Origin of the sequence: Ciceribacter sp. L1K23 (assembly GCF_018122705.1) — a bacterium.
Lineage (GTDB): Bacteria > Pseudomonadota > Alphaproteobacteria > Rhizobiales > Rhizobiaceae > Allorhizobium.
Map to the genome: position 1 here is coordinate 298,901 of NZ_JAGRRC010000001.1, position 11,928 is coordinate 310,828.

The window sequence follows — 11,928 nt, forward strand, 5'->3', positions numbered from 1 at the left end:
ACCTACTCCGGAAAATGACTGACGACGATGAACATGACGGTTCCGATCAGCGTCACCGGAAAGGAGAGGGTAAAAAGCGTCAGCGACAACGGCTGCATGAGCATGACGACGCCGAGCGCGATGAGTGCAGAGGCGAGCAGTTCCCATTCGGACCGGCGAAACCGGCTCAGGCGGGCAAGGAAGTTCATCATTTACGCACGGCTCCGAAGGTAATGCCGCGGAGCAGATGCTTGCGCAGCAGCACGGTGAAGATGACGACGGGCAGCAGGAACAGGGTCGCGGCCGCCGCAACCGCCGGCCAGTCGATGCCGCCACCGACCGATAGGATGGTCGGGATGAAGGGCGGCGCCGTCTGAGCATTGCCGCTCGTCAGCAAAACGGCGAAGGCATATTCGTTCCAGGCAAAGATCAGGCAGAAGATCGCGGTCGAGGCGATACCTGTTGCTGCCTGCGGCAGCACGACTTTGTAGAAGGCCTGGAAGCGAGTATAGCCGTCGATCAAGGCCGCTTCCTCGTATTCCCGTGGGATCTCGTCGATGAAACCCTTGAGCAGCCAGACCGACAGCGACAGGTTGACCGCCGTATAAAGCAGGATCATGCCGAGGTGCGTATCTGAGAGCCCGAGCTGGCGGAACATCAGATAGATCGGAATGGCGACTGCGATCGGCGGCATCATGCGGGTCGACAGTATGAAGAACAGAAGGTCATCCTTGAGCGGCACCCTGAAACGGCTGAAGGCATAAGCGGCCAGGGTCCCGAGGAAGATCGACAGGAATGTCGAGCCGAAGCCGATGATCACCGAGTTCAAAAACCTTTGTCCAAAGCGCGACGGGCCGGAGATGATCATGCCCCTGTCCCGGGTGATCTTGTCATACCAGGTGGTAGGTTCAGGCAGCTTGGCAAGGTCCTGTGCGGATGGGCGTGACTGTGTCGTGAAGAGGTTCACATAACCTTCGAGCGTCGGCTGGAAGACCACCTTCGGCGGATAGCTGATCGAATCCGGGCCGGACTTGAAGCTCGTCGAAATGATCCAGAGCAGCGGAATCAGCGTGATTACCGCGTAAAGTCCAACGAGGATGCCGGCCATCCATTTCGAGGCGGTTGACGGTTCGGTGACGGAATGGGCACTCATCGTTCTTTCACCTTGTTCAGAGCCTTCACGTAGATGGAGGCGAGACCGAAGACCGTGACGAACAGGACAATGGCGTAGGCGCTGGAATAGCCGGTTCGCCATTTCTCGAAAGCCTCGCGCTTCAGGTCGATCGAGGCGAGCAGCGTCTCGTCTCCCGGTCCGCCACCGGTGAGAAGGACCACGAGGTCGAACATCCGGAAGTTCTCGATGCCGCGGAACAGCACCGCCAACATCAGGAACGGCAGGGCCATTGGCAGTGTGATCGTCCAGAACTGCCGCCATTTCGAGGCACGGTCGACTTCGGCTGCCTCATAGATGTAGTCGGGGATGGAGCGCAGGCCGGCAAGGCAGATCAGCATGACGAAGGGCGTCCACATCCAGGTGTCGACGATGACGATCGCCCAGCGTGCCCAGCCGCCGGGGCCGAGCATCGAGAAGCTCTCGGCGGGAATGCCGGTCAGGAATTCGACGGCGTAGTTCACGAGGCCGATCTGCGGCTGGTAGAGGAAGGTCCAGAAATTGCCGACCACGGCGGGCGAGAGCATCATCGGAATGACGATCAGTGTCGTCACGAGGTCGTTGCCTTTGAACTTGCGGTTGATCAACCAGGCCAGGGAAAAGCCGATCAGCACCTGGAAGACGATCGTCCAGATGAGGAAGTGGGCAGTCGTCTGCATGTTGGCCCAGGTGTCGGCGTCCGTCAGGATCCGCGTGTAATTGCGCAATCCGACCCATTGCACTTCCGCATTTGGCTTGTTGGCGGCGAAGTTCGTGAAGGACAGGCGGATCGTCCAGATCAGCGGGAAAATGTTGATCGACAGGAGTAGGAAGATCGTCGGCGCGACGAATATCCAGGCGATGGCTCTGTCGCTCAAGCCCCGGATGCGTCTGGCAACCGGTTGTGGCGTCGCACGGGCGAGGCGGTCTGCAGGTGTATCGGTCATCATCTGGATCCGTGTGGCGTTTCCAAAAGGGCAGCCGCATGCGGTGCTGTGCCCCATGAGGCAACGAGGCAAGGCTCGGTTGTGCCGGCAGGCTTCTAGGGATTCTGAGATTGACGCCGGCAGCAATGCTGGCTCTTGACTCTTCCCCGGCGTTGCCGGGGAAGAGCTTGAGGGGCCCGCTCCGGATGCAAGTCCGGAAGCCATTGCCGTGCCGGGTCAGAGCTTGCCTTCGTCTTCGAAGGTTTCCGTCCAGTCGGCAATCAGACCGTCCAGCGCTTCCTTCGCGGTGCCATTACCCGCCACGACATAGTCGTGGAACCGCTTCTGCGAAGCCTGGAGGAGCGTTGCATAGGACGGCTCGGCCCAGAAGTCCTTCACGATCGCCATGCTGTCGAGGAAGGTCTGGGCATAGGGCTGGCTCTTGGCAAAGTTAGGGTCTTCAACCACAGCCCGAAGGCACGAGAAGCCGCCCATGGACCACCATTTGTCCTGTACGTCCTTCTGCGCGAACCATTTGATGTAGGCCAGTGCGCCGTCCATGTTGTCGGTGTTGGCGACGATCGAAATGCCCTGACCACCGAGCTGAGCGAATTTTTCGCCACCGGGGCCTGCCGGGTTGACGAGATAGCCAGTCTTGCCGCCGCCGACATTCGGATCAGCCTCGAACCCCGGCCAAGTGAAGGCGAAGTTCATCTGCATGGCGACCTGGCCCGACTTGTAGGCGTCGATGCCTTCGCCCATGTACGTGTTGGACGTGCCCGGCGCGACGCAGCAATCGTAGAGCGACTTGTAGAATTCGAGACCCTTGACGGCGCCTTCCGAATTGACGAAGCCTTCCATCTCGTAGGCCTTTTCCGGATTGTCGTACTTGAAGCCATAGCTGTAGAGCACGTCCATCACGCCCATCGTGATGCCTTCAGAGCCACGTTCGGTATAGATCGAGGCGCCGTAGACCGTCTTGCCGTCGATCTCCCGGCCCTGGAAGAATTCGGCGACCTGCTTCAGTTCGTCGAAAGTTGCCGGCGGCGTCAGGTCGCGACCGAACTTTTCCTTGAAGGCGGTCTGGATTTCGGGACGCTCAAACCAATCCTTGCGGTAGGTCCAGCCCACAACGTCACCGAAGGCCGGAAGCGACCAGTAATTCGGAGTGTTCTTCGGCCATTCGGAATAGCCGGTGACGGTCGCCGGCACGAAGGCATCCATCTTGATGCCTTCCTTGTCGAAGAAGTCGTTGAGCTTCACATACCAGCCGTTTTCAGCCGCACCGCCGATCCACTGGCTGTCGCCGATCATCAGGTCGCAGAGCTTGCCGCCGGAATTGAGTTCGTTCAGCATGCGGTCCGCGAAGTTCGGCCAGGGCACGAACTCGAATTTCATGGTGTGGCCGGACTTGGCCTCGAAATCTTTCGACAATTCGACCAGGGCATTGGCCGGATCCCACGCGGCCCAGCACAGGGTCAATTCGTCGGCTTTCACGGCGCCGGCACTCGACAGGCTAACCCAGACCAGGGCGCCCACCGCGACTGAAGATTTCATGACTGCGGATGTCATCACGTTCTCCTCCCAAATTGATGTCCCGAACTCCATCGGCACATCTGCAACGCCCCCTCCAGGGCAAAACTGGAATACGAAATTCCGTCCGGATCCGAGGCCTTCCCTCCCCTGATCCAATGGCGTCGACGGCAGATGCACGTGATGCCCAGCCGCTCTCTTCGACACTGGATATCGTATAGTTGAGGTGCGCACCTCAAGGCAAGTTAATTTTGAGGTGCGCACCTCAATTTCTTGCGTTTCATTTGAAATTGTTGGAAAACCCTGAAACGGCTGATCAGCCGTGGCAGGGGATCGAAAAACACTATGAGACCAACAGCAAAGGATCTCGCCGAAGCCGCCGGGGTGAGTTTGGCCACGGTGGATCGCGTGCTGAACGATCGGCCCAATGTCAGCGAGAAAGCGGCTCGGCGCGTAACCGAGGCGATCGAGAGGATCGGCTTTGTGCGGAATCCGGCTGCAGTCAATCTCGCTCGCAATCGGGTGTACCGCTTCCGCTTCGTCCTGCCGCTCGCGGGCGATCAGTACATGCAGGAGATTTTGCGCCAGATCGGAGAGGCCCGCGAAGCCCTGCGGGTCGATCTGACTGATATCGATGTCGTGCAGCTGCCTACCGGCGATCCCCACGCCGTCGCGAAGTACCTTTCAAGCCTGAGCACCGACGATATCGACGGCGTGGCGATCATGGCGCCGGAATCGCCGCAAGTTCGCGACGCGATGGCCCGCCTTGTCGAGCGCGGCATCAAGGTCGTGCAATTCCTGTCCGGTCAGGAACGACTTCCAGCTGCGGATTTCGTCGGCGTAAACAATTTTGCAGCTGGCGCCACCGCTGGAAAACTTCTTGGACGTTTCCTGGGGCGCGAGCCCGGAAAGATCATGGTCGTCGCCGAGACGATGATGGCGCAAGACAGTATCGAGAGACGGCTGGGTTTCGATGGGATCATCAACGAGCACTTCCCGCAATTGACGTCACTTCCTTCAATCGAAACCTATGGAGACGAGCGCCGCGCCAGTACGGTCATCGCGCGCATGCTGGAGCACAACGGCGACATCACGGGCGTCTACATTCTGAGCGCGGAAGCGCGCGTACCAATGTCAGCGATAGAAGCCGTGGTCGATCCCCGTCCCTTGACCATAATCGTTCATGAGCGAACGCCGTTTAGCGAGAAGGCTTTGCTCGACGAGCGGATTGATGCCGTCATAGCTCAAAATCCCGGCCACGCTGTGAGAAGCGCCATCCGCATCATGAGGGCCAGAGTAGAACAACGCGAGCCGATCGCCTCCCAGGAAAAGATCCGCATCGAGATCGTCCTGAAGGAGAACCTCGGTCTTTGAAGGTTGCGCTCGCGGCGCCAATCCTTCGCACGATGATTTGCGACGAACAAAGAACGACTATGGGCCCTCGCATATCACGGCGCGCTCGGTCGGCACCTCGCCGACTTCCGCGGAATAGGCGCGGAACCCGTGTTCATCGAGCATCAACACCCGATAGCAGGGATTCCCGCCGGTCCACATCGGATCAGGCGCGTCGATATCAGTGATGAAGCGATGGGAACAAGCCTGGCCGGAGCTGAAGGCGATGCCTTCGGCTGTTGTTCCGGCAAGCGGTACGTGGATATGGCCGAAGACAACGTGGCGGACGCCTTTCGGATGCGCCTTGAGACGCGCCAGAAGCCGGCCGTCGTCATGCATGCCGATGTGTTCGAAATGGGCGATGCCGCAATCCATCGGCGGATGGTGGATGAAGACGGTGACGGGTTGGTCGCCAGCCTCGGTCAGCGCCTGATCCAGCCATACCATTCGCTCTTCGCCGTAGATGCCGCCAATCACGCCCGCTTCGTGGCTGTCGAGGAAGAGCAGGCGGCCATGAGGCATGTCGATATGCGACTGGACATAGCCCGCGCCGTCTACCGGCTGGTCGGGAAAGGCATCGCGAAATTCCGGCCGGCGATCGTGATTGCCGAGCATCAGGCGCGTTTCGAACGGCACCGGCTCGAGAATCTCCTTCAACAGCTGATAGGCTTCCGGGTCGCCGAAATTGCAGAGATCCCCGGTCATCACCAGGAGTTCGGCGTCGGCATGCCTTTCACAGATGTCGGCGACGGCTCGGCGCAGTTGCCGTTCGGGGTCAACCCCGTTGACGACCATGCCTGATGGCATCAGGTGGGTGTCGGTCAGCTGGATAATTTTCATGATACTTCGTTCCTCGACATGAAAATTGCGGGGTCGAAGAGACCCCGCAATCAGAAGGCATGGCCGCGACGGCTCAGTTCATCAGGCCGTTGGTCTGCTCGACGATCTGCTTCAGGCCGTCTTCCGGCGAAACTTCGCCGCGCATGACGGTGCCGATGATGTCGCGCTGGGTGCGCCAAATGCGGACCGAGTCACCACCCGGATAGCCGGCCCACGGCAGCGAACGATCGACCTGCAGCGACGCGGTCTTCACGTTCGGATTTTCGACGTAGTACGGCTCGAGATAGTCCGGGCCGGTGGCGAGCTTGTTGGTCGGGAGGTAGCCGGTGATGCGAACGATGGTGTTCTGCGCTTCCGGGCCGGTGATCCATTTCAGGTATTTCCAGGCAGCATCCTGCTTGGCCTTGTCCTGGGTGAGGATGACAGCCGAGTTGCCACCCGTCGGAACGCCGCCCTTTTCGGCGTTGTCCTGCGGGAAGGTCGCCGTCTTCAGCGGGAAGCGGTCGCCGACCAGACCCTGGACGGTCTGAACATGGGCGGGCGTCGAGAAGATGAAGCCGGTGAGGCCTGCGCCGAACTGCTGGCGCGACTGGTCCCAGTCGAGCAGGTTCTGACCGCCTTCGGTTACGAAGCGGCGGGTGAGCTTCAACGCATTGAGGCCGATCTCGTTGTCGAAGGCGACCATCTTGGTCTCTTCATCTACAAGCTTTCCGCCCTGCTGGAAGATCAGGGCCTGCCACAGCCAGTCGTCCGGCCAGCCATTGATGTCGTAGCCCATGCCGGCAACCTTGGAGTCCATGGCATGGATCTTCGCGGCGAGCTCGATGAGACCGTCGAAGGTCTTGGGCATGTTGTCCGGATCGCCGCCGGCCTTGGTCACGAGATCGGCATTGATGTAGATGATCGGCGACGAGGCGTTGACCGGCAGGCCGTACTGCTTGCCGTCGATCTGGCCGAGGGCCGCCATCTTCGGGGAGTAGTTCTTGTCGAGGAATGCCTGGCCGCCCTCCGCTTCGATGAACGGCGTAAGGTCGGTGATCTGGTTGCGCGGGGCAAGCGTGTGAACCAGCTCGGCCGTCAGGTTGTAGCCCGAGAAATAGACATCCGGAAGATCGCCGGTGACGGCTGCGCGCAGAACCTGCTGCTGGCCTTCGTTATAGCCGGCGGCTGGAGCAAGAAAGCTGATCTTGATGTCCGGGTTGTTCTTCATGAATTCATCGGCCAGGGGCTGATGGAATTTGGTGAAACCCGGCAGGTTGTAGAGCACGTTGAGCGTGATCTCTTCGGCCAGCGCGGGCGTGGAAAGCCCCGCGATGGCAAGCGTCGCGGCAACGCCCTGCATCAGAGTACGGCGATAGAGTTGCATGATGATCTCCTGGTTATGTCTTGGGAGGGGAGGAAGGACTTACTTGACGCCGGTCATCGTGATGCCCGCGATGAAATGACGTCTCGCAAGAAGGAAACAGACGAGCATCGGCGCCGTGATCAGGGCGGCGCCGGCCATCAGCGCACCGTAGTTGGCGCCGGATTCGACGTCCGAAAAGAACAGCATGCCGAGCGGCGGCGGCGCGAGGTTGATGTCGCTGACGACGATCATCGGCCAGTAGAGATCGTTCCAGTGGGCAACGACCGAAAAGACCGAGAACGCCGCGAGCGACGGCAGCGAGCCGCGCAGGACGAGACCCCAGCAGATTTCCATTTCGGAAAACCCGTCCATGCGGGCTGCCTCGATGATCTCGTCGGGATAGCTGCGAAAGGACTGGTGAAACAGAAAGATCGCGAAGACCGACAGGAAGAAGGGCGCCATCATCGCGAAATAGGTGTTGAGAAGCTTGAGCTCCGCAAGGCCGACGAAGAGCGGCAGCGCCAGAGCCTGCATCGGCACGCAAAGCGCCGCGATCACCAGGGTCATCAGAAGCCGCCGGCCAGGGAATTTGAGTTTGGCGAGCGCATAGGCGGCCGGCACGGCCGTCGCGATCTGCACCACGAGGATACCGAGGCATACGATGACGCCATTCAGCATGAAGCGAGCCATCGGCACCTGGGATGCCGCCCGGCCGTAGTTGTCGGCGGCGGCGAACTCCCTCGGGATCGGCCAGAGCGAAACGTCGAAGATCTCGGCCGGCGAGCGGATCGACGTCAGGAACATCCAGTAGAACGGCAGAAGGACGACAAAGGCCCCCGTCGCGAGCACCAGATGGGGAAGAATTTGGCGCAATCGCATCATCAGTAGTGCACCTTCCGGTCGAGATGGATGGTCTGCCCGATCGAGAGAACCAGGATGATGGCAAGGAAGATCAGCGTCAGGGCGGCCGCATATCCGGTGTTCGCGTATTCGAAACCCTCGAGATAAAGCGCGAACAACAGCGTTTCCGAACCGGAGCGACCCTTGGTGAGCACGGCAACCGTCTCGAAGACCTTGAAGGCCGAGATCGACGTAGTGACGAGGACGAAGAGCGTCGTCGGCCCGAGCATCGGCCAGGTGACGGTCAGGAAACGGTCGATCGGGTTCTTCGCCCCGTCGAGCCTGGCCGCTTCGTAAAGATCCTTCGGGATCGCCGTCAGTCCGGCCAGGAAAAGGACCATGTTGAAGCCAAGCACCTGCCAGACGCCGATCACTGCCATGGTGGGGATCAGGAGGGCCGGATTGGAGAGGAAGGAGACCGGCTCGAAGCCGAACCACTTGATCGCGGCATTGACCGGGCCGATCGAGGGATGCAGCAGGAATTGCCAGACCGTTGCCATGGCGACCAGGGTGGCGGTCACGGGCAAGAAATAGGCGGCCTCCCAGAAAGCGCGGCTGCGCTTGCGTCCATGTACGAGAAGGGCGACACCGAGCGCCAACGTGACGCCGAGCGGAATGACGATCACGGCGTAGACCACCGTATTGGTCAGCGAGCGCAGGAAGACGGGATCGGCGAAGGCCTTGACGAAATTGTCGATGCCGACGAACTCGGTCGACAGAGCCCCGAGCTGGTAGTCCGTCAGCGAAAAGCCGGCCAGCACGATGACCGGGAGGATATAGATGCAGACAAGCAGTAGGACGGCGGGCGCGACGAACAGGAGCGCACGCCACATCATGCGTCGTTCGGTGCTGGAACCTCTTATCCGCGTGACGTCGGCGGCTGCCGCCATCTCAACAGCCACCGTCATGCCGCCGCCCTCTCGGTGAGCGATGTGGCGATCCGAGCCTCGTCGACACCGAAGAGATGCGCGCGGCCGGCGTTGAAGGACACGTGGATCATGCCGTCGGCATCGGGGGCAAGCTGTTCACCCGTCGACAGCCTGAGCGTCAGTATCAGGCTCTCGTCGGCGAGAAGATGACCATGCACGAACCGGTCGGCCCCATGCATCTCGGTCCGGAACACGCGCAGCGGCAGGCCTTTAGTGGCAATGGTCAGATCCTCCGCGCGCAACCCAAGTATGGCGGGCCCGGCATGCCGAACGGGAGCGGCGATCGGAAGGTCCTGACCGAACAGGCGCACGATGCCGTCGCCACCGATCTCGACCGGCAGAAGATTGATCGATGGCGTGCCGATGAAGCGGGCCACGGTAAGGGTCGCCGGCTCGCCGTAAAGCTCGTCCGGAGTGCCTAGCTGTTCGATCCGGCCCTCGCTCATCAGCGCGATGCGATCCGACATCGTCATCGCCTCGACCTGGTCATGCGTGACATAGATGAATGTGGCGCCGAGGCGGCGATGGAGAGCCGCCAGTTCGTCGCGCATGTGCGCTCGGAGCTTCGCATCGAGGTTGGACAGCGGCTCGTCCATCAGGAAGGCGGCAGGAGACCGCACGAGCGCGCGGGCAAGCGCCACACGCTGGCGCTGACCGCCGGAAAGCTGGGCGGGCTTGCGATCCAGAAGATGCGCGATCTGCAGCGTTTCGGCCGCCTGTATGACGCTCGACTCGATATCCCGAAGAGCATTCGCCGGTGACATCATCCGGCCAATCAGCGGCATACGGGCGCCAAGCGACAGCCGGCGCATGCGCAGCGGCGTGGCTATGTTCTGACGCACCGTCATATGCGGATAGAGGGCGTAGGACTGGAAGACCATTGCCAGGTTGCGGTCGCTCGGATCGATGTCGGTGACGTCGGTGCCGCCAATCAGGATACGGCCGCGATCCGGCTTCTCGAGTCCCGCTATGACACGCAGAAGCGTCGACTTGCCGCAACCGGACATGCCGACAAGCGACAGAAACTCACCGGGGCGGACGGAAACATCGATATTCTTCAGCACATCGTCCGCGCCGAAGGCTTTTCCGATACCGCTGATTTCGAGGGAGTTGGCTGACATACGGACCTCCTTGGTGGAAGCGCGTATGGCGTCGCGCGATGACGTGCGCACGACACTTTCGAGAACATTTGATGACAGTATTGCATTGTCGCACTGCCGACTGCGTCCGAGCCACGCTGTCCGCAGCTGAAGTCAAAAATAGGGGCGCGCTCCTGTTGGGACAGCCGTTCAGGCTGGAAGCCAGCGCCCCCGACCGAGGCGGTTTGGACAAGGAGCCGGCGGATTGCCGATGATCGGCTGCTACACGATGCCGCCCGAGCCACCCTTCACGGCCGGACGTTCGGAAGCTTTCCTCGCGCGGTAGCCGCTCGTCCGATAGGCAGCGACCGGGTCGATGGCACCACCCGCTCGTCGACGGGCTTCGGCCAGGATCGGCTCCACATCGGTGCGATAGGCGCGTTTCAGCGTCTCGGAGGCCATCAGCGCGTCATTGTCGGACTGGCAGCCTTCAAGCGCCACGCGGTTGACCAGCAGAGCCTGCGCATAGGCGCGCCGGATCTCGTTCGCGCTCGAAATCAGGCTTTCGATCGGATCGGTGACGTTGTGGCTCTGGTCGATCATGTGCGCGGGGTGGAAACCCTTCACGCCGCGATGCTCGGCATCGACGAGCTCGTTGAAAACGAGGAACAGCCGGTAGGGCTCGATCGCGCCTGCGTCCAGATCGTCGTCGCCATACTTCGAATCGTTGAAGTGGAAGCCACCGAGCTTGCCGAACTGGATCAGCCGGGCGACGATCATCTCGATATTGGTGTTCGGCGCATGATGCCCGAGATCGACGAGGCAGTAGGCCTTCGGGCCGAGCGTGTTGGCGATCAGGTAGTTGGTGCCCCAGTCCTGCACGATCGTCGAATAGAAAGCCGGCTCGTACATCTTGTGCTCGGTGAAGAGCCGCCAGTCGTCCGGGAGCGCCTTGTAGATATCGCCCATGGCCGACAGATACCGTTCGAAGGCCTTTGTAAAATTGCTCTGGCCGGGGAAATTCGAGCCGTCGCCAATCCAGACCGTCAGAGCTTTCGAGCCGATCGTGCGACCGATCTCGATGCATTCGATATTGTGCTCCACAGCCTGTGCCCGCGTCGCGGCGTCGACATGGCTGAGCGAACCGTATTTATAGGAATGTGCCTGCCCTGGCGCATCCGAAAAGGTGTTGGAATTCATCGCATCGAAGCCGATGCCCAGCGCATCGCCCTTAGCCTTCAACTCACTCGCGTCCGCCTTGTCCCAGGGAATGTGCAGCGAAACGGTCGGGGTTGCGCGCGTCAGTTCGTTGATGACGGAGCAGTCTTCCAGCTTGTCGAAGATGTTGCGCGGTTCGCCGGGACCTGGGAATCGTGCGAAGCGCGTGCCACCCGTACCGACACCCCAGGAGGGAACGGCGACAAAGAACTCCGAGACCTTCCTGGTGATCGTCTCGATATCGACGTTGCCACGAGACAACTTTTCGCCGAGCGCATCGTAGTCCGCTTTCAAGGTGCCAGCGTTTCTTTGGTTGTGGTCGGCAATCAGATCGGGCGAAATCGTCGGGTTCGTCATGGTTTCCTCCTCGGCCTCGCGAACGTTTGTGGTCCGTCCGCGTTTATGTCCCATTCCATCCGACGAAAGAGGCTTTCCATGGACGTCATCCGCATCCTGCTCGCCATTATCCTGCCGCCGGTCGGCGTCTTCCTGCAGGTCGGCATCGGCCTGCATTTCTGGCTCAATATCCTGCTTACGCTGCTGGGCTACATTCCCGGCATCATCCATGCCATCTGGGTGATCCTGCGCAAGTAACGGTCGTCGCCGCGGCATTCACGCCGCGGCCCGCCCTGGGAAT

General features: G+C 60.8%; 12 protein-coding genes. 2 read left to right on the plus strand and 10 right to left on the minus strand.

Annotation, left to right across the window (positions count from 1 at the left end; all coding sequences use genetic code 11):
• Window positions 1-2: 2 nt before the first annotated feature.
• The 4 genes from J5J10_RS01375 to J5J10_RS01390 all read right to left on the minus strand — a co-directional run bounded on the left by J5J10_RS01375 (window position 3) and on the right by J5J10_RS01390 (window position 3,627).
• Complete coding sequence (locus tag J5J10_RS01375) at window positions 3-191, minus strand: hypothetical protein (protein WP_208552416.1); 189 nt, start codon at window positions 189-191, stop codon at window positions 3-5.
• On the minus strand, window positions 188-1,132 hold the full coding sequence (locus J5J10_RS01380; protein ID WP_211928507.1) for a carbohydrate ABC transporter permease: 945 nt from the start codon (window positions 1,130-1,132) through the stop codon (window positions 188-190). The genes J5J10_RS01375 and J5J10_RS01380 overlap by 4 nt, the downstream gene beginning before the upstream one ends.
• Window positions 1,129-2,076: a sugar ABC transporter permease gene (locus tag J5J10_RS01385; protein WP_208552411.1), complete on the minus strand. Its 948-nt coding sequence runs from the start codon at window positions 2,074-2,076 to the stop codon at window positions 1,129-1,131. Before J5J10_RS01385 ends, J5J10_RS01380 begins: the two co-directional genes overlap by 4 nt.
• Window positions 2,077-2,292: 216 nt before the next feature.
• Window positions 2,293-3,627 (minus strand): extracellular solute-binding protein, encoded by a 1,335-nt coding sequence (locus J5J10_RS01390; protein ID WP_211928508.1) that lies wholly within the window; start codon window positions 3,625-3,627, stop codon window positions 2,293-2,295.
• 306 nt (window positions 3,628-3,933) lie between these two features.
• Between J5J10_RS01390 and J5J10_RS01395 the strand changes: the two genes are divergently transcribed.
• Window positions 3,934-4,962, plus strand: coding sequence for a LacI family DNA-binding transcriptional regulator (locus tag J5J10_RS01395; protein WP_208552407.1), 1,029 nt, complete (start codon window positions 3,934-3,936; stop codon window positions 4,960-4,962).
• A 57-nt stretch (window positions 4,963-5,019) separates the two neighbouring features.
• Here J5J10_RS01395 and J5J10_RS01400 read toward each other — a convergent pair whose 3' ends face one another.
• From J5J10_RS01400 to rhaI, 6 genes are all read right to left on the minus strand, one after another.
• Window positions 5,020-5,820, minus strand: coding sequence for a phosphodiesterase (locus J5J10_RS01400; protein ID WP_211928509.1), 801 nt, complete (start codon window positions 5,818-5,820; stop codon window positions 5,020-5,022).
• A 73-nt stretch (window positions 5,821-5,893) separates the two neighbouring features.
• Window positions 5,894-7,186, minus strand: a complete 1,293-nt coding sequence (locus tag J5J10_RS01405) for an ABC transporter substrate-binding protein (RefSeq protein WP_211928510.1) — start codon at window positions 7,184-7,186, stop codon at window positions 5,894-5,896.
• A gap of 39 nt (window positions 7,187-7,225) precedes the next feature.
• On the minus strand, window positions 7,226-8,047 hold the full coding sequence (locus J5J10_RS01410; RefSeq protein WP_208552403.1) for a carbohydrate ABC transporter permease: 822 nt from the start codon (window positions 8,045-8,047) through the stop codon (window positions 7,226-7,228).
• Window positions 8,047-8,955, minus strand: a complete 909-nt coding sequence (locus J5J10_RS01415) for a sugar ABC transporter permease (RefSeq protein WP_349252085.1) — start codon at window positions 8,953-8,955, stop codon at window positions 8,047-8,049. Before J5J10_RS01415 ends, J5J10_RS01410 begins: the two co-directional genes overlap by 1 nt.
• Window positions 8,956-8,969: 14 nt before the next feature.
• Window positions 8,970-10,115 carry an ABC transporter ATP-binding protein gene (locus J5J10_RS01420; protein WP_211928512.1) on the minus strand — a complete coding sequence of 382 codons (1,146 nt, stop codon included), beginning with the start codon at window positions 10,113-10,115 and terminating at the stop codon, window positions 8,970-8,972.
• A 240-nt stretch (window positions 10,116-10,355) separates the two neighbouring features.
• The gene (rhaI, locus tag J5J10_RS01425; RefSeq protein WP_211928513.1) at window positions 10,356-11,648 is read right to left on the minus strand and encodes an L-rhamnose catabolism isomerase; all 1,293 of its coding nucleotides are present in this window, start codon (window positions 11,646-11,648) and stop codon (window positions 10,356-10,358) included.
• A 78-nt stretch (window positions 11,649-11,726) separates the two neighbouring features.
• On the opposite strand from rhaI, the gene J5J10_RS01430 reads away from it, so the two are divergent.
• Window positions 11,727-11,885: a YqaE/Pmp3 family membrane protein gene (locus J5J10_RS01430; protein WP_208552399.1), complete on the plus strand. Its 159-nt coding sequence runs from the start codon at window positions 11,727-11,729 to the stop codon at window positions 11,883-11,885.
• The last annotated feature ends 43 nt before the right edge of the window (window positions 11,886-11,928 follow it).